Raw genomic sequence first — 20472 nt, forward strand, 5'->3', positions numbered from 1 at the left:
TGTCGGCGAGTATAGGCGGCCCGGGTGACGCCGCGCAGTCATGGCTTCGCCGCTATGCTTGTCGGACGACGACGACAGGGAGCGGTGGTGAAGCGACGCGAAGGCGAAACCCTGCCGATGCTCGGTTGGCGCGAGTGGCTGGCGCTGCCCGATCTCGGCATCGCGCGGATCAAGGCCAAGGTCGACAGCGGCGCGCGCTCGTCGGCGCTGCACGTGGCGACGCTGGAGACCCTGGCCGGCGAGCGCGTGCGCTTTTCGCTGCGCCCGCTGCAAAACAGCGAGCGCGTGCAGTGGTGCGAGGCCGCCATGGTCGACCGCCGCTGGGTGACGGATTCGGGCGGTCATCGCGAGTTGCGGCCCTTCATCCGCACCGGCATCGAACTGGGCGGTCAGCGCTGGGATGCCGAGCTGTCGCTGTCGGCGCGCCGCGACGGCATGCGCTTCCGCATGCTGCTCGGCCGCACGGCGCTGGCCGGGCGTTTCGCGATCGACCCGGCGGCCAGCTTCGTGCAGGGCCGCAGGTCGGCACGGGGCACGGCCGGCAAAGGACAGGCATGAAGATCGGCATTCTCTCGCGTAACCGGCATCTGTATTCGACGCGGCGCCTGATCGAGGCGGCCGAGGCGCGCGGCCACAAGGTGCAGGTCATCGACGTGCTGCGCTGCTACATGAAGATCCAGCCGCACCAGCCGGAAATCTGGTATCGCGGCCGGAAGCTCGAAGGCTTCGACGCGGTGATCCCGCGCATCGGCGCCTCGGTCACCTTCTACGGCACGGCCGTCGTGCGCCAGTTCGAGATGCAGGGCGTCTACACGCTCAACGAATCGGTGGCGATCACGCGCGCCCGCGACAAGCTGCGCGCGCTGCAGCTGCTGGCGCGCAAGGGCGTCGGCCTGCCGCGCACCGGCTTCGCGCACGCGCCGGACGACACCGAGGGCGTCATGCAGCTGGTCGGCGGCGCGCCGATGGTGATCAAGCTGATCGAGGGCACGCAGGGCCAGGGCGTGGTGCTCGCCGAGACGGCCAACGCGGCGTCGTCGGTGATCGAGGCCTTCCGCGGTCTCGACGCCTACTTCCTCGTGCAGGAGTTCGTCGGCGAGGCCAGGGGCAGCGACATCCGCTGCTTCGTGGTCGGCGGCGAGGTGGTCGCGGCGATGCAGCGCACGGCCTGCGAGGGCGAGTTCCGCTCCAACCTGCATCGCGGCGGCAGCGCCACGCCGATGGAGATCACGCCCGCCGAGCGGCGCACGGCACTGCGCGCGGCGCGCATCATGGGCCTCAACGTCGCCGGCGTCGATCTGCTGCGCTCGAAGTCGGGGCCGATGGTGATGGAGGTCAATTCCTCGCCCGGGCTCGAGGGCATCGAGGCCGCGTCCGGCATCGACATCGCGGGCGCGATCATCGGTTTCGTCGAGGCCAACGCCAGGCCGGGGCGGACCAAGACAAAAGGGCGCGGGTGAGCGGCTGCGCTTGCGAAGTGCCAGCGGCACTTCGCGCAGGCGCGAACCCCGGCCAGGGAGCGTTTGGCTATGGCGAGACGTGACTCAATGTCACGTCGAGTTCGGACAAACGCCGGGCAGGGGCGAAATTGGGAGATGGGGTCGCGCCAGGGATGGTGGCGACGCCGCTCATGCAGGGAGGCGATGCATGGCGCGACGCAAGGCGACGGATGACGGCTTCGAGATTGGCGGCCAGCGCGTCGCACCTGGCGAGGCGCGCGTCGTCGAGCTGCCGGTCGCGCGCCTCTACACCAGCACGCCGGTGTCGCTGCCGGTGCGCGTGCTGCGCGGCCGCGAACCGGGGCCGACGCTGTTCGTCAGCGCCGCGCTGCACGGCGACGAGATCAACGGCGTCGAGATCATCCGCCGCCTCCTGCTGCAGCGCGCGCTGAAGCGCCTGCGCGGCACCGTGCTGGCGGTGCCGGTCGTCAACACCCTGGCCTTCGTGCACCAGTCGCGCTATCTGCCGGACCGTCGCGACCTCAACCGCAGCTTTCCCGGCAGCGAGAAAGGCTCGCTGGCGGCTCGGCTCGCGCATCTGTTCCTCAGGGAGATCGTCGGCCGCGCGCAGTACGGCGTCGACCTGCATACTGGCGCCATCCATCGCCCGAACCTGCCGCATATCCGCGGCGACCTCGACAATCCGGAGACGGTGCGGCTGGCCAAGGCCTTCGGCGTGCCGCTGGTGCTGAACTCGCCGACCACGCCCGGCACGCTGCGCCAGTACACGACCGCGCACGGCATTCCGGTGCTGCTGTACGAGGCCGGCGAGGCGCTGCGCTTCGACGAGCTGGCGATCCGCACCGGCGTGCGCGGCCTGCTGAACGTGATGGCGGCGCTCGACATGCTGCCCAGCGCGCCGCGCCGCGAACGCCTGCCGGAGCCGGTGATCGCGCGCGCCAGCAGCTGGATCCGCGCGCCGGCCAGCGGCGTGCTGCGCGCCCAGGTGGCGCTCGGCGAGGAGGTGCACAAGGGCCAGGTGCTCGGCGTCGTCGGCGATCCGATCGGCAGCAGCGAGGTGCCGGTGCTGGCCAATGCGCACGGCGTGGTCATCGGCCGCGCCGCGCTGCCGCTGACCTACGAGGGCGAGGCGCTCTTCCATCTGGCGCGCTTCGATGCGCCGGAAACGGCGGCCGGCGTCGCGCGCAACATCCGCAGCGCGCGCCGCGTGCTCAAGCGCGGACGGCGCAATCAGCCGCGCCTGGTGTGAGCGCTCCCGGCCGCGGGCGGGGTTTCCCTCAAATCGATTCACGGCATTTCCCGCCGGACGTGCAGAATCGTTGTACGACGTGGCGCCGGTGACCGCTCAAGCCCTTGATTTCGACACGCGAACGGTCGGAATTGCGCGCCTAGTCATATACAATCCCGCCACTTTACCGAGCGCGGCGGCAATGTGGCCCCGTGCCGGGTCCGGACGGTACTCGAGAGGCTAGCGATGGCTCCCATCAGCGCGTGGTCGGCAAACACCTGGTCCCTGATCGTCTACGTCATCGCCGTGTGTGGCCTGGTTGCGCTGATGCTCGGGCTGTCGTGGGTGCTCGGCGGCCGCGACTGGGGCCGCGCCAAGAACGAGCCCTTCGAGTCCGGCGTGGTCGGCCAGGGCACGACCAGCATCCGCCTGTCGGCCAAGTTCTATCTGGTCGCGATGTTCTTCGTGATCTTCGACGTCGAAGCCCTGTTCCTTTACGCCTGGGCGGTTTCCGTCAAGGAAGCCGGCTGGGCCGGCTTCGTCGAGGCCGTCATTTTCATCTTCATCCTCGCCGCCAGCCTCGTCTATTTGTGGAAGATCGGCGCGCTCGAATGGGCGCCCGCCTCCCGCGCGAAACTGATGCGGGAACGCCAGGCCGAGCGATCGGCACCATCGTCGGGGCGCTGAAACCTCGCGCCGCCAGCCAGCAGAGCCAGCCATGGAATACACACTCACGCGCATTGACCCGAACGCGCCGCGCTATCCGATGGAGCAGCGCGAAAAGGTGCGCGATCCGCTCGAGGAACAGGTCCACAAGAACGTCTTCCTCGGCACGCTGGAAAGCGCGCTGCACGGTGTCGTCAACTGGGGCCGCAAGAACTCGATCTGGCCGTACAACTTCGGCCTGTCGTGCTGCTACGTGGAGATGGCGACCGCCTTCACGCCGACGCACGATCTGGCGCGCTTCGGCGCCGAAGTCATCCGCGCCTCGCCGCGCCAGGCCGATCTCATGGTCGTCGCCGGCACCTGCTTCATGAAGATGGCGCCGGTCGTGCAGCGCCTCTACGAGCAGATGCTCGAGCCGAAGTGGGTCATCAGCATGGGCGCCTGCGCCAACTCGGGCGGCATGTACGACATCTATTCGGTCGTGCAGGGCGTCGACAAGTTCCTGCCGGTCGACGTCTACATCCCCGGCTGCCCGCCGCGGCCCGAGGCCTTCCTGCAGGCGCTGAACCTGCTGCAGGACGCGATCGGCAAGGAGCGCCGCCCGCTGTCCTGGGTGGTCGGCGACCAGGGCGTCTACAAGGCCGAATTCCCGTCGCGCCGCGAGACACTGCGCCCCGAACGCAGCGCGCAGACGACGCTGCGCACGCCGGACCAGGTCTGAAGCCGATGGCAGACGACGTTCCGCACCCCACGCCGGCCGGCCTCGACAGCGAGGTCATCCGCGATCTCTACGCGCGCTTCGGCGAAGGCACGTTCACGACGCAGCAGACCCGGGACGGCATGCCGACGCTGTGGGTCGGCGCCGAGCGCATCGTCGAGATCCTGCGTTACCTGAAGGGCGGCATCGCCAAGCCGTACAAGATGCTGTACGACCTGACCGCGGTCGACGAGCGCCTGCGCAAGCACCGCCAGGGCCTGCCGCCGGCCGATTTCACGGTCGTCTACCAGCTGCTGTCGGTGGAGCGCGACATGGCGCGCGGCGCGACGCCGGACCTGCGCCTGAAAGTCGCGCTGCGCGGCGAGTTCCCGCACCTGCCGACGGTGACGGGCGTCTACGCCAATGCCAACTGGTACGAGCGCGAAGTCTGGGATCTGTTCGGCATCGTCTTCGACGGCCATCCGAATCTGCGCCGCATCCTGCTGCCGCCGCGCTGGGTCGGCCATCCGCTGCGCAAGGAGCACCCGGCGCGCGCGACCGAGTTCGACCCGTTCGTGCTCGACCAGATGCGCCAGGATCTCGATCAGGAAGCGCTGCTGTTCAAGCCCGAAGAATGGGGCATGAAGAAGGGCACCGACAACGAGGACTTCATGTTCCTCAACCTCGGCCCGAACCATCCTTCGGCGCACGGCGCCTTCCGCATCGTGCTGCAGCTCGACGGCGAGGAGATCGTCGATTGCGTGCCCGACATCGGCTACCACCATCGTGGCGCCGAGAAGATGGGCGAGCGCCAGAGCTGGCACTCGTACATCCCGTACACCGACCGCATCGATTATCTCGGCGGCGTGATGAACAACCTGCCGTACGTGATGACCGTCGAGAAGCTCGCGGGCATCAAGGTGCCGCCGCGTGCGCAGACCGTGCGCATCATGATGTCGGAGTTCTTCCGCATCACCTCGCACCTGCTGTTCTACGGCACCTTCCTGCAGGACGTCGGCGCGATGTCGCCGGTGTTCTACGCCTTCGTCGACCGCCAGAAGGCCTACGACGTCATCGAGGCCGTCACCGGCTTTCGCATGCATCCGGCCTGGTACCGCATCGGCGGCCTCGCCCATGACCTGCCGCAGGGCTGGGACCGCCTGGTCCGCGAGTTCGTCGAGCATCTGCCGAAGCGGCTCGACGAGTACCAGAAGGCGGCGCTGGAGAACGGCATCGTCGTCGCCCGTACGCGCGGCGTCGCGCAGTACAACACCGCGCAGGCGCTTGAATGGGGCACGACCGGCGGCGGCCTGCGTGCGACCGGCCTCGGCTACGACCTGCGCAAGACGCGGCCGTACTGCGGCTACGAGCACTTCGATTTCGAGGTGCCGACCGGCTCGCGCGGCGATGCCTACGACCGCCTGATCGTGCGCGTCGAGGAGATGCGCCAGTCGGTGCGCATCATCGAGCAGTGCCTCAAGAACATGCCGTCGGGCCCGTACAAGGCCGACCATCCGCTGACGACGCCGCCGCCGAAGGACCGCACGCTGGCCGACATCGAAACGCTGATCACGCACTTCCTGCAGGTGTCGTGGGGGCCGGTGATCCCGGCCGGCGAGGCGTGCACGATGATCGAGGCGACCAAGGGCCTCAACAGCTATTACCTGACCTCGGACGGCAGCACGATGAGCTATCGCACGCGCATCCGCACGCCGAGCTTCGCGCATCTGCAGCAGATTCCGAGCGTCATCCGCGGCAGCATGATTCCCGATCTGATCGCGTACATCGCATCGATCGACTTCGTGATGGCCGACGTGGATCGTTAAGTCATGAGCGCCACATCCCAAGACAATGTGATCAAACTCGCCGACCTGGTCGGCAGGCCGGCCGCTAAGCCGGAGCCGTTCGTGCTGTCCGACGCGGAAAAGCACGAGATCGAGCATGAGCTGACGCACTTCCCGGACGGCCGCGCCGCCAGCATCGAGGCGTTGAAGATCGTGCAGAAGCATCGCGGCTGGGTGCCGGACGGCGCGCTCGAACCGATCGCGCGGATGATCGGCATCGGCGCCGCCGAACTCGAAGGCGTCGCCACGTTCTATTCGCTGATCTACCGCCAGCCGGTCGGCCGCCACGTCATCAAGGTCTGCGACAGCATCACCTGCTTCCTGGTCGGCTACGACGAAATCAAGGCGACGCTGGAACGGACGCTCGGCATCGGCTACGGCCAGACCACCGCCGACGGCCGCTTCACGCTGCTGCCGATCTGCTGCATCGGCGCCTGCGACAAGGGTCCGGCGCTGATGATCGACGACGACCTGCACACCGACCTGACGCCGCAGAACGTCGTCGGGCTGCTGGAGGCGTACCCGTAATGAGCGCTGCGATCGAAAAAGACCTGCTCGTCCGTCCGCTGACGGCGCGCATCACCGCCGGACTGCCGGTCGACCTCGCGTCGTACGAGGCGACCGGCGGCTATCGCGCCCTGCGCCGCGCGCTCAAGGAACTGTCGCCGGCCGACGTGCAGTCGCGGGTCAAGGATTCGAACCTGCGCGGCCGCGGCGGCGCGGGCTTTCCGACCGGCGTGAAGTGGGGCCTGGTGCCGATGGGCCCGGACGCCGGCGCCAAGTATCTCGTCTGCAATGCCGACGAGATGGAGCCGAACACCTTCAAGGACCGCCTCCTGATGGAGGACGCGCCGCACCAGCTGATCGAAGGCATGCTGGTCGCCGGCTACGCGATCCAGGCCACAGCCGGCTACATCTTCCTGCGCGGCGAATACGTGAAGGCGGCGGCGCGCCTCAACGCGGCGCTCGCCGAAGCGCGCGCCGCCGGCCTGCTCGGCCCCACCGATGGTAAGGGCATCCTCGGTTCGGGCTGGGACTTCACGCTCGTCGTCCACACCGGCGCCGGCCGCTACATCTGCGGTGAAGAAACCGCGCTGATCAACTCGCTCGAAGGCCGCCGCGCCAACCCGCGCGCCAAGCCGCCGTTCCCGCAGATCGCCGGCGCCTGGGGCCGGCCGACCGTCGTCAACAATGTCGAGTCGCTGTGCAATATCGCGCCGATCGTCGAGTACGGCGCCGAGTGGTTCCGCGGCCTGTCGCAGGGCAAGTCCAAGGACGGCGGCACCAAGCTCTACGGCGCCAGCGGCCGCGTCAAGCGCGGCGGCATCTATGAGCTGCCGATCGGCACCACGGCGCGCGAGATTCTCGAAGAGCATGCCGGCGGCATGCGCGAGGGCTACACGCTGAAGTGCTGGCTGCCGGGCGGCGCCTCGACCGACTTCCTGATGCCCGAGCATCTCGACCTGGCGATGGATTTCGACACCATCGCCAAGGCCGGTTCGCGCATGGGCACCGGCCTGATCCTCGCGCTCGACCAGACGCACAACATGGTCGCGGCGGTGCGCAATCTCGAAGAATTCTTCGCGCGCGAATCCTGCGGCTGGTGCACGCCGTGCCGCGACGGCCTGCCGTGGAGCGTGAAGATGCTCAAGGCACTCGAAGAAGGCCGCGGCAGCGCCGAGGACATCGTCCAGCTCGAAAAGCTCACCAAGTTGCTCGGTCCGGGCAAGACCTTCTGCGCGCATGCACCGGGCGCGATGGAGCCGCTGCAGTCGGCGCTGAAGTTCTTCCGTTCCGAGTTCGAAGCCGGCGTCGCCAAGACCCCGGCCGCAGCCGCCGGCGCCGATGCGCTGGCCGCCACCGGCGCGAGCAGCGCCAAGGTCGCATAAGCTCCCATGGCCACGATCCACGTAGACGGCAAGCAGTACGAGGTCAACGGCGCCGAGAATCTATTGGAAGCCTGCCTCAACCTCGGCCTCGACATTCCGTATTTCTGCTGGCATCCGGCGCTCGGCAGCGTCGGCGCCTGTCGCCAGTGCGCGGTGAAGGCGTTCCGCGACGAGAACGACAAGCAGGGCCGCATCGTCATGTCGTGCATGACGCCGGCCTCGAACGGCACGTTCATCTCGATCGACGACGAGGAGGCCAAGCAGTTCCGCGAGGCCATCGTCGAGTTCCTGATGACCAACCATCCGCACGACTGCCCGGTCTGCGAGGAAGGCGGCCACTGCCATCTGCAGGACATGACGGTGATGACCGGCCACCACAGCCGCTCCTACCGTTTCGACAAGCGCACGCACCTCAATCAGGATCTCGGCCCGTTCATCGGTCACGAGATGAACCGCTGCATCTCCTGCTACCGCTGCGTGCGCTACTACAAGGACTATGCCGGCGGCACCGATCTCGGCGTCTACGGCGCGGCCGCCAACGTCTACTTCGGCCGACCGGAAGACGGCACGCTCGAATCCGAGTTCTCCGGCAACCTCACCGAGGTCTGCCCGACCGGCGTATTCACCGACAAGACCCACAGCGAGCGCTACAACCGCAAGTGGGACATGCAGTACGCGCCGAGCATCTGCGAGAGCTGCGCGGTCGGCTGCAACCTCTCGCCGGGCGAGCGCTACGGCGAGATCCGCCGTGTCGAGAACCGCTATCACGGCGAACTCAACGGCTACTTCCTCTGCGATCGCGGCCGCTTCGGTTACGGCTATACCAACCGCAAGGATCGTCCGCGCCAGCCGCTGGTCGCCGGCGAAGTGGTGACGCGCGAAACGGCGATCGCCGCCGCGACCGCGGCGCTGAAAGGCAAGAAGGTGCTCGGCATCGGCTCGCCGCGCGCCTCGCTCGAAGCCAATTACGCGCTGCGCGGCCTCGTCGGTGCCGAGGCCTTCCATGACGGCCACGCGCTCGGCGACGCCGCGCTCGTGCAGCTCGCGTTGGCCATCGTCCGCGACGGCCCGGTGCGCGCATCGACGATCAGCGAGATCGAAGGTGCCGATGCCGTACTGGTGCTCGGCGAGGACCCGACGGCGACCGCGCCGCGCTTCGCGCTGGCGATCCGCCAGGCCGCGCGCGGCAAGGGCAAGGCGCTCGCCGCCGAGAAGAAGCTCGCCGAGTGGCAGACCATCGCGCTCGCCGATCTCCTGCAGCGCGACAGTTATCCGGTGTTCATCGCCAGCGTCGACACGACGCGGCTCGACGACATCGCCCGCGCCACGCACCGCGCGGCGCCGGAAGATCTCGCGCGTCTCGGCTACGCGATCGCCCATGCGATCGACGCCAGCGCGCCGGCCGTCAGCGGCCTCGATGCCGCGACCGCCGAACTCGCGCAGACCATCGCCACGGCGCTCGCCTCGGCGAAGCGTCCGCTGGTGGTGTCCGGCACTGGCGCTGGCTCGCCGGCCGTGCTGCAGGCGGCGGCCAATGTCGCCTGGGCCTTGAAGGCGAAGAACGACGCGACCGGCCTCGCGCTGTCCTTGCCGGAAGCGAACAGCTTCGGCACCGCGCTGCTCGGCGGCGCCTCGCTCGAGGCGGCGCTGACGCAGATCGAGAGCGGCGCGGTCGACACGCTGGTCGTGCTCGAGAACGATCTCTACCGCCGCGCGCCGCAGGCCCGCGTCGAGGCCGCGCTGGCCCGCCTGAAGCACCTGATCGTCATCGATCACCAGGCGACGCCGACCGCCGCGCGCGCGCAGGTCGTGCTGCCGGCGGCGACGGTGTTCGAAGGCGACGGCACGCTGGTCAACTACGAAGGCCGCGCGCAGCGCTTCTTCCAGGTCTTCGATCCGACGTACTACGACAACAAGATCGGCCTCACCGAGTCCTGGCGCTGGCTCGCCGATCTCGAAGCGCGGTCGGCATGGAAGATCCTCGACGACGTCACCGCCGCGTGCGCGCAGGCGCTGCCGGCGCTGGCCGGCATCGTCGCCGCCGCGCCCGGCGCGGCGTTCCGCATCGACGGCCTCAAGGTCGCGCGCGAGCCGCACCGCTACTCGGGGCGCACGGCGATGCGCGCCAACCAGAGCGTGCACGAGCCGCGCCAGCCGCAGGATCCGGACACGGCGCTGAGCTTCTCGATGGAAGGCTACAACGGCACCGGCAGTCTCGACCGGCCGCCGGAGCTGACGCCGTATGCCTGGTCGCCCGGCTGGAACAGCCCGTCGGCCTGGAACAAGTTCCAGCAGGAGATCGGCGGCAGCCTGCGCGGCGGCGATCCGGGCAAGCAGCTGTTCGCGGCGGGCGCCGGCAAGCCGTACTTCGGCGAGGTGCCGGCGGCGTTCGCGCCGCGCGGCGATGCCTACCGCGTGCTGGCACTGCATCTGCACTTCGGCGGCGACGAGCTGTCGTCGCGCGCCGAGCCGATCGTCAAGCGCGCGTCGCCGGCCTTCGTCGCGATCAGCCGCGCCGATGCCGTGAAGAGCGGCGTCAACGGCCACGCGACGCTCGCCATCGACGGTGCGCAGCTCAGGCTGCCCACCTACATCAGCGACACGCTGCCGGCCGGCACGATCGGCCTACCGGCGGGCTTCGCCGGCGTGCCGTTCTTCGTCCATGGCGCGCTCGCCACCGTGAGCGGGGGCTGAGGCGCATGGACGCGATTGCCAACTGGTTCGCCGCGCACCCGCAGTTCAGCGCGGCGCTGATCGCCTGCGTGAAGGCCGTCGTCATCCTGCTGGCGACGGTGCTGGTCGCGGCATGGATGATCTGGCTCGAGCGCCGCCTGCTCGGCCTCTGGCAGGACCGCTACGGCCCGAACCGCATCGGTCCGTTCGGTCTCGGCCAGGTCGTCGCCGACATGATCAAGATCTTCTTCAAGGAAGACTGGATTCCGCCGTTCGTCGACAAGTTCACCTTCATCTTCGCGCCGGCGCTGGCCATGGGCCTGATGCTGATGATGTTCGCCGTCGTGCCGGTGGTGCCCGGCTGGGGCGTCGCCGATCTCAACATCGGCCTGCTGCTGTTCCTCGCGCTGGCCGGCCTCGAGGTGTACGCGGTGATGCTCGGCGGCTGGTCGAGCAACAGCAAGTACGCCCTGCTCGGCGGCCTGCGCGTGACCGCGCAGACGGTGTCGTACGAGGTGTTCATGGGCATCGCGCTGATGGGCATCGTCATGCTCGCCGGCAGTTTCAATCTGCGCGACATCGTCCAGCACCAGATCGATGGCTACTGGAATATCATTCCGCAGTTCTTCGGCTTCTGTACCTTCGTGGTCGCCGCGGTCGCAGTCGTGCACCGCACGCCGTTCGATCTGCCGGAAGCCGAATCGGAACTGGCGGCCGGCTTCCACACCGAATATTCGGGCATGAAGTTCGGCATGTTCTTCGTCGGCGAGTACGTCGGCATCGTGCTGGTGTCGGCCATCACCGTCGTGCTGTTCTTCGGCGGCTGGAGCGGACCGGGCGTCGCGAGCCATCCCTGGCTGGCGTTTCCGTGGTTTGCGCTCAAGTGCCTGTTCTTCATGTCCGGCTTCATCCTCTTGCGCGCGTCGCTGCCGCGTCCGCGCTACGACCAGATGATGGCCGCCGGCTGGAAGGTCTGCCTGCCGCTGTCCCTGATCAATCTGCTCGGCACGGCCGCCGTCGTGCTCGCGCAAGGAAGCTGAAATGGCCGATCACAATGCCAACGACACGGGTGCCGATACCTCGGTGTTTGCGCTGCTGAAGGGCATTCTCTGGGGCATCTATACCCAGCTGCGCAGCATCGTGATGATCTTCTCGCACGCGTTCCGCAAGCGCGACGTCATTCCGTATCCGGAAGTGAAGCCCTACCTGCCGCCGCGCTACCGCGGGCGCATCGTGCTGACGCGCGATCCGGACGGCGAGGAGCGCTGCGTCGCCTGCAACCTCTGCGCGGTAGCCTGCCCGGTCGGCTGCATCTCGCTGCAGAAAGCGGAGAAGGAGGACGGCCGCTGGTATCCGGAGTGGTTCCGCATCAACTTCTCGCGCTGCATCTTCTGCGGCCTCTGCGAGGAAGCCTGTCCGACGACGGCGATCCAGCTGACGCCGGACTTCGAGCTCGCCGAGTACAAGCGTCAGAGCCTGGTCTACGAAAAGGAAGACCTCTTGATCAGCGGCACCGGCAAGTATCCGGACTACAACTTCTACCGCGTCGCCGGCATGGCGATCGCCGGCAAGCCGAAGGGCGCGGCGGCGAACGAAGCGGCGCCGGTGAACGTGAAGAGCCTGCTGCCATGACGCTCTCCGCCGCCAATCTGTTTTTCTACTTCGCCGCGCTGATCGCGGTGGTCTCGACGCTGTTCGTGATCACCGGCAAGAATCCGGTGCACGCGCTGCTGAACCTGGTGGTGTCGCTGCTCGCGGTGGCCGGCATGTTCTTCATGCTCGGCGCGCCGTTCGCCGGCGTGCTCGAAGTCATCGTCTACGCCGGCGCCATCATGGTGCTGTTCGTGTTCGTGGTGATGATGCTGAACCTCGGCAAGGCGACCACCGAGCAGGAACGGGCGTGGCTCAAGCCGCGCAGCTGGCTGGCGCCGGCCGCGCTCGCCGGCCTGCTGCTCGCCGGCCTGCTGACGGTGCTGGCCGGCGGCGGCGGTCATCCGGCGGCGCTCGCCGAAGTCGACGCCAAGCAGGTCGGCATCGTGCTGTTCGGTCCCTACCTGCTCGCCGTGGAGCTGGCTTCGATGCTGCTGCTGGCGGCGCTGGTCGCCGCCTACCATCTCGGCAAGCACGACTAACAAGAACGACTATGGAAACGACCGCATTGGTGGGCATCCCGATGGAGCAGGGGCTGGCGGTTTCCGCCGTCCTGTTCTGCCTCGGACTCGCCGGCGTGATGGTGCGCCGGAACATCCTGTTTATGCTGATGTCGCTCGAGGTCATGATGAACTCGGCGGCGCTCGCCTTCGTCACCGCCGGCAGCCGCTGGCAGCAGGCCGACGGCCAGGTCATGTTCATCCTCGTGCTGTCGCTGGCCGCCGCCGAGGCTTCGGTCGGCCTGGCGATCCTCATGCAGCTGTACCGACGCTTCCACACGCTGGACGTGGACAGCGCGTCCGAGATGAGGGGCTGAGACGATGCATCTCCTGTTCCTCGTCTTTCTCTTCCCGCTGCTCGGCTTCGTCACGCTGGCGATCGGCCGCCGGCATTTTTCGGAGAACGCCGCGGCGGTCGTCGGCGTCGGCTCCATCGGCCTGTCGGCGCTGCTCACGGCGTTCATCGGCCTGCAGTTCTACCAGCTGCCGGCGGGCGCGTCGTACACGCAGCTGCTGTGGACCTGGATGAGCGTCGACGGCTTCGCGCCGAACTTCGCGCTGCGCCTCGACCAGCTGTCGATGCTGATGATGAGCGTCATCACGGGCGTCGGTTTCTTCATCCACCTGTTCGCCTCTTGGTACATGCGCGGCGACGATTCGTACCCGCGCTTCTTCGCCTACATGAACCTGTTCGTCGCGGCGATGCTGTTCCTCGTCCTCGGCGACAACCTGTTGTTCCTGTACTTCGGCTGGGAAGGCGTCGGCCTGGCGTCGTACCTGCTGATCGGCTTCTGGTACCAGGACCCGGCCAACGGCGCCGCGGCGCGCAAGGCCTTCGTCGTCACGCGCGTCGGCGACACCTTCATGGCGATCGGCCTGTTCATCCTCTTCCATGAACTCGGCACGCTAGACATCCAGCAACTGCTGACGCTGGCGCCGCAGAAGTGGGCGGAAGGCAGCCCGATGGTGACGGCGGCGGCACTGCTGCTGCTCGGCGGCGCGGTCGGCAAGTCGGCGCAGCTGCCGCTGCAGACCTGGTTGCCGGACGCCATGGCCGGCCCGACGCCGGTTTCGGCGCTGATCCACGCGGCGACCATGGTCACCGCCGGCGTCTATCTGATCGCCCGCACGCACACGATCTTCGAGCTGGCGCCCTGCGTGCTCGAACTGGTCGGCTGGGTTGGCGGCGTGACGCTGCTGATGGCCGGCTTCATCGCCCTGACGCAGAGCGACATCAAGAAGGTGCTGGCGTACTCGACGATGTCGCAGATCGGCTACATGTTCCTGGCGCTCGGCGCCGGTGCGTATCAGCCGGCGGTGTTCCACCTGATGACGCACGCCTTCTTCAAGGCGCTGCTGTTCCTCTCGGCCGGCTCGGTGATCCTCGCCTGCCATCACGAGCAGAACATCTTCAAGATGGGCGGCCTGCGCACGCGGATTCCGTTCACCTTCTGGGTGTTCCTGATCGGCTCGCTCGGCCTCGTCGCCTTCCCGCTGACGTCCGGCTTCTTCTCGAAGGACGAGATCCTGTTCCAGGCCTGGGCCTACGGCCACAAGCCGTTCTTCTGGATGGGCCTCGCCGGCGCCTTCATGACCGCGCTGTACACCTTCCGCCTGATCTTCATCGCCTTCTTCGGCGAGGCGCACGGTCACGACGTCCACAAACCGCACGGCGTCGACCACACGCTGCCGCTCGCGGTGCTCGCCGTCGCGGCGCTGCTCGGCGGCCTGATCCACATCCCGCTCGACGCGGTGCTGCCGCAGGCGGCGATCCCCGAAGAACTCGAACCGATGAAGCACACGCTGGCGATCGCGTCGGTCGGCGTGTCCTTCCTCGGCATCTTCCTGGCCTGGTACTTCTTCCTGAAGAACCGCGCCGCCTCGGCGGCGATCCGCAACTCGGCGATCGGCACGCTGCTGTTCCGCTGGTGGAATGCCGCCTTCGGTTTCGACTGGCTCTACGACAAGCTGTTCGTGCGGCCGTACCTGTTCATCGTCCACGCCAACCGTCACGACATCGCCGACCAGGCGATCGGTCAGATTCCGCGGCTGGTGCTGGCCCTCAATGCGCGCCTGACGCGTACGCAGACCGGCCAGCTGCGCTGGTATGCCGGCGCGACCGCCGCTGGCGCGGTTGTCGTGATCGCTGCGGTGATCCTCCTATGATTCTGCTCTGGCTCATCCTCATCCCCTTCATCGGCGGCCTGCTGGCCTGGCAGGGCGAGCGCACGGTCGGCCGCGGCTTCCCGCGCTGGATCGCGCTGGCGACGATGCTGCTCGCGCTCGGCATCTCGGTCTGGCTGTGGATGGTCGGCGACTGGTCGCTGGAAGCGGTCGGCGGCGTGCCGCGCTGGACCATCGAATACCAGGTGCCGTGGATTCCGCGCTTCGGCATCTCGCTGCATCTGGCGATGGACGGCCTGTCGCTGATGCTGGTCGTGCTGACCAATCTGCTCGGCGTGATGGCGGTGGCCTGTTCCTGGCGCGAGATCGACCGCAACGTCGGCTTCTTCCATCTGAACCTGCTGTGGAACCTGGGCGGCGTCGTCGGCGTGTTCCTCACGCTCGATCTGTTCCTGTTCTTCTTCCTCTGGGAAATGATGCTGGTGCCGATGTACTTCCTGATCGCGCTGTGGGGACACAACGCGCCGGGCGGCAAGGGACGCATCTACGCGGCGACCAAGTTCTTCATCTTCACGCAGGCGTCCGGCCTGGTCATGCTGCTGGCGATCCTCGGCCTGGTCATCGTGCATTACCAGAACACCGGCATCATCACCTTCGACTACATGGACCTCTTGAAGACCGAGATGGCGCCGAACGTCGAGATGATCCTCATGCTCGGCTTCTTCATCGCCTTCGCGGTCAAGACGCCGATGGTGCCGCTGCACTCCTGGCTGCCGGACGCGCACTCGCAGGCGCCGACCGCCGGTTCGGTCGATCTCGCCGGCATCCTGCTGAAGACGGCGGCCTACGGCATGCTGCGTTTCGCGCTGCCGATCTTCCCGAACGCCTCGGCCGCCTTCGCGCCGGTCGCGATGTGGTTCGGCGTGCTCGGCATTCTCTACGGGGCTTTCCTCTGCTTCGCGCAGAACGACATCAAGCGTCTGGTCGCATATTCGTCGGTCAGCCACATGGGCTTCGTGCTGATCGGCATCTACTCGGGCACGCCGCAGGCGCTGCAGGGCGTCGTCGTGCAGATGCTCGCGCACGGCCTTTCCGCCGGGGCGCTGTTCATCCTCTGCGGCGAAATCTACGAACGTCTGCACACGCGCGAGCTGAGCAAGATGGGCGGCCTGTGGGCGCGCTTCCCTTATCTGCCGCCGATCGCACTGTTCTTCTCGGTCGCCGCGCTCGGCCTGCCGGGCCTCGGCAACTTCGTCGGCGAGTTCCTGATCCTGCTCGGCAGCTGGAAAGTGAACATGCTGATCACGGCGATCGCCTCGACCGGCCTGATCCTCGGCGCCGTCTACTCGCTGATCCTCGTGCAGCGCGCCTTCCACGGCGCGCCCGCAGAAGGGGCGCCGCCGCTGAAGGATCTCGGCAAGCGTGAACTCGGCATGATGGCCGTGCTGATGGCACTGCTGCTGGCCCTCGGCCTCCACCCGCAAACCGTACTCGACACGTCCGCCGCCTCGATGCACCAGGTCCACAGCATCTATAGCGCCGCCCAGGCCCTGACGGGGGTGACGCCGTGACGTTCACGTCCGAACACCTGGCCGCGCTGGCGCCGATCCTGCTGCTCTCGGCGACGATCGTCGCCGTGATGCTGGCGATCGCCTTCAACCGCCGCCACTGGGGCAATGCGACGACCGCCGTGGTCGGCCTCAACGTCGCCCTGCTGTCCTGCATCTGGCTGATCTGGAGCGATCACCCGGACACCATCGTCACGCCGCTGTTCGTCATCGACGGCTACGCGCTGTTCTACATGGCCCTGATCCTGGTCACGACGCTGGCGACGGCGACGCTCTCGCACGCCTACCTCGAGCGCTTTCGCGGCGAGAGGGAGGAGATGTACCTGCTGCTGACGCTGTCGGCGCTCGGCGGCCTGACGCTGGCCTGCGCGCAGCATTTCGCCTCGCTGTTCATCGGCCTGGAACTGCTCAGCGTGCCGCTGTACGCGATGATCGCCTACCCGGTGAAGAGCCGGCGTCCGCTCGAAGGCGGCCTGAAGTACCTCGTGCTGTCGGCGGTGGCCTCGGCCTTCCTGCTGTTCGGCATCGCGCTGATCTATTCGCAGGCCGGCAGCCTCGCCTTCGCCGACATCGGTCCGTACTTCGCAGGCGTCGGCGCCATGCCCGGCAGCCCGGTGGCGCTGATCGGCGGCGCGCTGCTGCTGATCGGCCTCGCCTTCAAGCTCTCGCTGGTGCCGTTCCATCTGTGGACGCCGGACGTCTACGAGGGTGCGCCGGCGCCGGTCGCCGCCTATCTGGCGACGGTGTCGAAGGTCGCGGTGTTCGCGGTGCTGACGCGCTACTTCGTCGAGGCCGGCGGCTACTACCAGACCTCGCTGGTCAGCGTGCTCGGCTGGCTGGCCTTCGCGTCGATCTTCGTCGGCAACCTGCTCGCGGTGCGGCAGAACAACGTCAAGCGCATGCTGGCGTACTCGTCGATCGCCCACTTCGGCTACTGCATGGTCGGCCTCGTCGCCGGCGGCCCGCTGGCGGTCGAAGCGGTCGGCGCGTACCTGATGACCTACGTCGTCACCTCGATCGGCGCCTTCGGCGTCGTCACCCTGACCTCGAGCGCCGGCGACGAGCGCGATGCCGACGTGATCTACGACTACCGCGGCCTGTTCTGGCGCCGGCCGTACCTGGCCTCGATCCTCACGGCCATGCTGCTGTCGCTGGCCGGCATCCCGCTGACGGCCGGCTTCATCGGCAAGTTCTACATCATCGCCGCCGGTCTCGACGGCCATCAATGGTGGCTGCTCGGCGCCGTCGTGGTCGGCAGCGCGATCGGCCTGTACTACTACCTGCGCCTGCTGATCTCGCTGTTCCTGCTCGATCCATCGAAGCACCGCTTCGCCGCCTCGCTCGACTGGGCGCAGCGCGCCGGCGGCATCATGGTGCTGCTGGCCATGGTGCTGATGCTGGCGCTCGGTGTTTTCCCGCAACCCTTCATCCATCTCCTGCAGCTGTCGGCGCTGGCGCCGGGCTGAGACGAGGGACGTGGCGCCAGAGGCCGTGCCCGCGAGGGCGCGGCCTTTTGTTGGCCGGCGCACATCCACCGCCTTTGCGGCTGGCCTCGGCCCGTCTTTTCGCATAACGTGCTCGGGCAACGAGCCGTAACGGCAAGAACAGACCCAAGGGGAACCGGGCCCGGCCCGGCACGCGCATGCAGGTGTACGAAAGATTCAAGCAGCTGGCGCGGCTGGCCTCGCGCGAAGAGTGGTACCGGCGCGTGGTGACGCCGGAGGTCGAGCAACTGATCGCACGCATGCCCAAGCCGGTCGGCAGCTTCGGCTACGACGCCTGGGGCTACAGCGAGAATGCCGCCAAGCTCGGCCTCGGCGTCATCAAGCTGCTCTACGAAAAGTACTTCCGCGTCACCGCGCACGGGCTCGACAACATCCCGGCGCAGGGCCGCGTGCTGGTCGTCGCCAATCATTCCGGGCAGCTGCCGATGGACGGCATGCTGATCGGCGGCGCATTGGCCATGAACCCGCATGGCCCGCGCGCGCCGCGCGCGATGACCGAGCGCTTTTTCCCGACCGTGCCCTGGCTCGGCAGCATCCTCACCGGCATGGGCGCAGTGATCGGCGATCCGCTCAACTGCATCAAGATGCTCGAACAGGACGAGGCGATCATCGTCTTTCCCGAAGGCATCCGTGGATCGGGCAAGCCCTATCGCAAGCGCTATCAGCTGCAGCGCTTCGGCAACGGCTTCATGCATCTGGCGATGCAGACCGGGGCGCCGATCGTGCCGGTCGGCGTGGTCGGTTGCGAGGAAACCATGCCGGCGCTCGCCAACATCGCGCCGCTGGCGCGCCTGCTGGGCCTGCCCTACGTGCCGCTCGCGCCGCTGCTGCCCCTGCCGGCGCGCGTGTATCTCAACTTCGGCGAAGCGATCTGCTTCGACAAGAGTGCGGTCAGCGAGGAAGAAGTGACGGCGCGCGTCGAACTGGTCAAGGACAAGATCCGCGCGCTGATCGACCGTGGCCTCAACGAGCGCACGAGCGTGTTCTGAATGCGGCCATGAACGACAGGAAGAAAACCGTGCTCGTCACCGGCGCCGCCGGCTCGCTGGCCAAGCGTGTCATCGCGCGGCTGCACGACCGTTACCAGGTGATCGCCGTCGATTTCCGCCGCAAGGTCGAGACCGACGCCGACATTCCCTCGTACAAGGTCGAAATCCACAAGCGCGGCTTCGAAGACGTGTTCCGCCGCCACCGGATCGACGCCGTGCTGCACATCGGCCGCATCTTCACGCACGAGGGCGACCGCACGCGGCGCTACAACGCCAACGTGCTCGGCAGCAAGCGACTGTTCGAGCTGTGCCGCAAGTACGGCGTCGGCCAGGTCATCGTGCACTCGACCTACTTCGTCTACGGCGCCTCCGCCTACAACCCGGCGCTGCTCGATGAAGACGCGCCGCTGAAGGCGAGCGAGGTCACGCAGGATCTGGTCGATTCGGTCGAGCTGGAGAACCTCGCGCAGATCTACCTGTGGAAGGCGCCCGAGCTGAACATCACCATCCTGCGTCCCTGCAACGTGCTCGGCCCCGGTGTGCGCAACACCATGTCGATGCTGCTGTCGCGGCCGCTGGTGCCGGTGCTGCTCGGGTTTTCGCCGCTGATGCAGTTCCTGCACGTCGACGACATGGCCGACGCCATGGTCGTTGCCTTCGAGCAGAACCGGCCGGGCATCTACAACGTCGCGCCGGATGATTACGTGACCTACCAGGTCGCCGTCGAACAGTGCGGCTGCCGCAAGCTGTCGGTGCCCTCGGTGCCGCCGCTGCTGCCGAAGCTGATCAGCAGGCTGCTCAACTGGAACGACTTCTTCCCGCCGTACCTGGTGAACTATTTCAAGTACCCGGTGATCATCGACGGCCGCCTGTTCCAGCGCACCTTCGGCTGGAAGCCGAAGCGCAATCTCAACGATATCTTCAGCTACTACCGCAAGCACAAGCTGCTGTCGGCCTGAGGGAGATAGGCGTGGACGATCGGCGGGCTTGCAAGAATTCATTTTTCGAACCGGCGCGGCGGCACTAGACTGCGAGGCCGGGTCCCAGACTGGAGAGCAGGCAATGAGCAAGACCAAGAAGAAGGATGGCGACGACAAGGCGCCGAAGATCGACATCGGCATCGACAAGAACCAGCGCAAGGCGATCGCCGACGGTCTGTCGCGCCTGCTCGCCGACGAGTACACGCTGTACCTGAAGACGCACAACTTTCACTGGAACGTCACCGGGCCGATGTTCAACACTCTGCACCTGATGTTCGAGACGCACTACAACGAATCGGCGCTGGCCGTCGATCTCGTTGCCGAGCGCATCCGCGCGCTGGGCTTCCCGGCACCGGGCACTTACAGGCAGTACGCGGCGCTGTCGTCGATCGACGAGACCGACGGCGTGCCGGAGGCGATGGAAATGGTGCGCCTGCTGGTCAAGGGCCACGAGTCCTGCGCGAAGACCGCGCGCAGCGTGTTCCCGGTCGCCGAGCAGGCCGGCGACGAGCCGAGCTGCGATCTGCTGACGCAGCGCATGCAGCTGCACGAAAAGACCGCCTGGATGCTGCGCGCCCTTCTCGAGTAGCGCGCACCGGCCTGCTGCGCGGGCCGATCTCGCGATCTCCGTGCTCGCCGTACTCGTGTACGGCTGTGCGCGGGATCGCGACCTCGGCCCTGCTCACAACGGCCGCTGCA

19 protein-coding genes are annotated in these 20472 nt (G+C 67.5%); all 19 read left to right on the top strand.

The window, feature by feature from the left end; translation table 11 throughout:
• Window positions 1-87 precede the first annotated feature (87 nt).
• The 19 genes from K344_RS22250 (at window position 88) to K344_RS0117090 (ending at window position 20362) form a co-directional block, all read left to right on the top strand.
• Window positions 88-558 carry an ATP-dependent zinc protease family protein gene (locus tag K344_RS22250; protein ID WP_245586257.1) on the top strand — a complete coding sequence of 157 codons (471 nt, stop codon included), beginning with the start codon at window positions 88-90 and terminating at the stop codon, window positions 556-558.
• A complete protein-coding gene (gene rimK / locus K344_RS0117005; RefSeq protein WP_028081678.1) occupies window positions 555-1460 on the top strand; it encodes a 30S ribosomal protein S6--L-glutamate ligase in 906 nt (301 codons plus the stop codon). The genes K344_RS22250 and rimK overlap by 4 nt, the downstream gene beginning before the upstream one ends.
• Before the next feature lie 187 nt (window positions 1461-1647).
• Complete coding sequence (locus K344_RS0117010) at window positions 1648-2709, top strand: succinylglutamate desuccinylase/aspartoacylase family protein (protein WP_028081679.1); 1062 nt, start codon at window positions 1648-1650, stop codon at window positions 2707-2709.
• Between the two features lie 225 nt (window positions 2710-2934).
• On the top strand, window positions 2935-3375 hold the full coding sequence (ndhC, locus tag K344_RS0117015) for an NADH-quinone oxidoreductase subunit A (RefSeq protein ID WP_028081680.1): 441 nt from the start codon (window positions 2935-2937) through the stop codon (window positions 3373-3375).
• A gap of 31 nt (window positions 3376-3406) precedes the next feature.
• On the top strand, window positions 3407-4075 hold the full coding sequence (locus tag K344_RS0117020) for a NuoB/complex I 20 kDa subunit family protein (RefSeq protein ID WP_028081681.1): 669 nt from the start codon (window positions 3407-3409) through the stop codon (window positions 4073-4075).
• 5 nt (window positions 4076-4080) lie between these two features.
• The gene (gene nuoC / locus K344_RS0117025) at window positions 4081-5877 is read left to right on the top strand and encodes an NADH-quinone oxidoreductase subunit C/D (protein WP_028081682.1); all 1797 of its coding nucleotides are present in this window, start codon (window positions 4081-4083) and stop codon (window positions 5875-5877) included.
• A 3-nt stretch (window positions 5878-5880) separates the two neighbouring features.
• Window positions 5881-6423 (top strand): NADH-quinone oxidoreductase subunit NuoE, encoded by a 543-nt coding sequence (nuoE, locus tag K344_RS0117030; RefSeq protein WP_043114826.1) that lies wholly within the window; start codon window positions 5881-5883, stop codon window positions 6421-6423.
• Window positions 6423-7784 carry an NADH-quinone oxidoreductase subunit NuoF gene (gene nuoF / locus K344_RS22255; RefSeq protein WP_043114828.1) on the top strand — a complete coding sequence of 454 codons (1362 nt, stop codon included), beginning with the start codon at window positions 6423-6425 and terminating at the stop codon, window positions 7782-7784. The genes nuoE and nuoF overlap by 1 nt, the downstream gene beginning before the upstream one ends.
• 6 nt (window positions 7785-7790) lie before the next feature.
• The gene (nuoG, locus tag K344_RS0117040; protein WP_028081684.1) at window positions 7791-10478 is read left to right on the top strand and encodes an NADH-quinone oxidoreductase subunit NuoG; all 2688 of its coding nucleotides are present in this window, start codon (window positions 7791-7793) and stop codon (window positions 10476-10478) included.
• Window positions 10479-10483: 5 nt separating this feature from the next.
• On the top strand, window positions 10484-11497 hold the full coding sequence (nuoH, locus tag K344_RS0117045) for an NADH-quinone oxidoreductase subunit NuoH (protein WP_051362345.1): 1014 nt from the start codon (window positions 10484-10486) through the stop codon (window positions 11495-11497).
• 103 nt (window positions 11498-11600) lie between these two features.
• The gene (nuoI, locus tag K344_RS0117050) at window positions 11601-12089 is read left to right on the top strand and encodes an NADH-quinone oxidoreductase subunit NuoI (RefSeq protein ID WP_301331300.1); all 489 of its coding nucleotides are present in this window, start codon (window positions 11601-11603) and stop codon (window positions 12087-12089) included.
• On the top strand, window positions 12086-12589 hold the full coding sequence (gene nuoJ, locus K344_RS0117055; RefSeq protein ID WP_028081687.1) for an NADH-quinone oxidoreductase subunit J: 504 nt from the start codon (window positions 12086-12088) through the stop codon (window positions 12587-12589). Before nuoI ends, nuoJ begins: the two co-directional genes overlap by 4 nt.
• A gap of 26 nt (window positions 12590-12615) precedes the next feature.
• Entirely contained in the window at window positions 12616-12924 is a 309-nt protein-coding gene (nuoK, locus tag K344_RS0117060) for an NADH-quinone oxidoreductase subunit NuoK (protein ID WP_157623087.1), read from the top strand.
• Between the two features lie 4 nt (window positions 12925-12928).
• Window positions 12929-14773: an NADH-quinone oxidoreductase subunit L gene (nuoL, locus tag K344_RS0117065; protein WP_028081689.1), complete on the top strand. Its 1845-nt coding sequence runs from the start codon at window positions 12929-12931 to the stop codon at window positions 14771-14773.
• The gene (gene nuoM / locus K344_RS0117070; protein WP_028081690.1) at window positions 14770-16302 is read left to right on the top strand and encodes an NADH-quinone oxidoreductase subunit M; all 1533 of its coding nucleotides are present in this window, start codon (window positions 14770-14772) and stop codon (window positions 16300-16302) included. Before nuoL ends, nuoM begins: the two co-directional genes overlap by 4 nt.
• The gene (gene nuoN, locus K344_RS0117075; protein ID WP_028081691.1) at window positions 16299-17765 is read left to right on the top strand and encodes an NADH-quinone oxidoreductase subunit NuoN; all 1467 of its coding nucleotides are present in this window, start codon (window positions 16299-16301) and stop codon (window positions 17763-17765) included. Before nuoM ends, nuoN begins: the two co-directional genes overlap by 4 nt.
• A 176-nt stretch (window positions 17766-17941) precedes the next feature.
• A complete protein-coding gene (locus tag K344_RS0117080; protein WP_084197566.1) occupies window positions 17942-18793 on the top strand; it encodes a lysophospholipid acyltransferase family protein in 852 nt (283 codons plus the stop codon).
• A gap of 8 nt (window positions 18794-18801) precedes the next feature.
• On the top strand, window positions 18802-19752 hold the full coding sequence (locus K344_RS0117085; protein ID WP_028081693.1) for an SDR family oxidoreductase: 951 nt from the start codon (window positions 18802-18804) through the stop codon (window positions 19750-19752).
• Window positions 19753-19855: 103 nt separating this feature from the next.
• Window positions 19856-20362 (top strand): Dps family protein, encoded by a 507-nt coding sequence (locus K344_RS0117090; RefSeq protein WP_028081694.1) that lies wholly within the window; start codon window positions 19856-19858, stop codon window positions 20360-20362.
• Window positions 20363-20472 lie beyond the last annotated feature (110 nt).

This window comes from Solimonas soli DSM 21787, from assembly GCF_000474945.1.
Classification (GTDB): domain Bacteria; phylum Pseudomonadota; class Gammaproteobacteria; order Nevskiales; family Nevskiaceae; genus Solimonas; species Solimonas soli.

Coding starts and splice junctions, on each gene's coding strand:
- rimK (WP_028081678.1), top strand. CDS start 555: ATGAAGATCGGCATTCTCTCGCGTAACCGGCATCTGTATTCGACGCGG.
- K344_RS0117010 (WP_028081679.1), top strand. CDS start 1,648: ATGGCGCGACGCAAGGCGACGGATGACGGCTTCGAGATTGGCGGCCAG.
- ndhC (WP_028081680.1), top strand. CDS start 2,935: ATGGCTCCCATCAGCGCGTGGTCGGCAAACACCTGGTCCCTGATCGTC.
- K344_RS0117020 (WP_028081681.1), top strand. CDS start 3,407: ATGGAATACACACTCACGCGCATTGACCCGAACGCGCCGCGCTATCCG.
- nuoC (WP_028081682.1), top strand. CDS start 4,081: ATGGCAGACGACGTTCCGCACCCCACGCCGGCCGGCCTCGACAGCGAG.
- nuoE (WP_043114826.1), top strand. CDS start 5,881: ATGAGCGCCACATCCCAAGACAATGTGATCAAACTCGCCGACCTGGTC.
- nuoF (WP_043114828.1), top strand. CDS start 6,423: ATGAGCGCTGCGATCGAAAAAGACCTGCTCGTCCGTCCGCTGACGGCG.
- nuoG (WP_028081684.1), top strand. CDS start 7,791: ATGGCCACGATCCACGTAGACGGCAAGCAGTACGAGGTCAACGGCGCC.
- nuoH (WP_051362345.1), top strand. CDS start 10,484: ATGGACGCGATTGCCAACTGGTTCGCCGCGCACCCGCAGTTCAGCGCG.
- nuoI (WP_301331300.1), top strand. CDS start 11,601: ATGATCTTCTCGCACGCGTTCCGCAAGCGCGACGTCATTCCGTATCCG.
- nuoJ (WP_028081687.1), top strand. CDS start 12,086: ATGACGCTCTCCGCCGCCAATCTGTTTTTCTACTTCGCCGCGCTGATC.
- nuoL (WP_028081689.1), top strand. CDS start 12,929: ATGCATCTCCTGTTCCTCGTCTTTCTCTTCCCGCTGCTCGGCTTCGTC.
- nuoM (WP_028081690.1), top strand. CDS start 14,770: ATGATTCTGCTCTGGCTCATCCTCATCCCCTTCATCGGCGGCCTGCTG.
- K344_RS0117080 (WP_084197566.1), top strand. CDS start 17,942: ATGCAGGTGTACGAAAGATTCAAGCAGCTGGCGCGGCTGGCCTCGCGC.
- K344_RS0117085 (WP_028081693.1), top strand. CDS start 18,802: ATGAACGACAGGAAGAAAACCGTGCTCGTCACCGGCGCCGCCGGCTCG.
- K344_RS0117090 (WP_028081694.1), top strand. CDS start 19,856: ATGAGCAAGACCAAGAAGAAGGATGGCGACGACAAGGCGCCGAAGATC.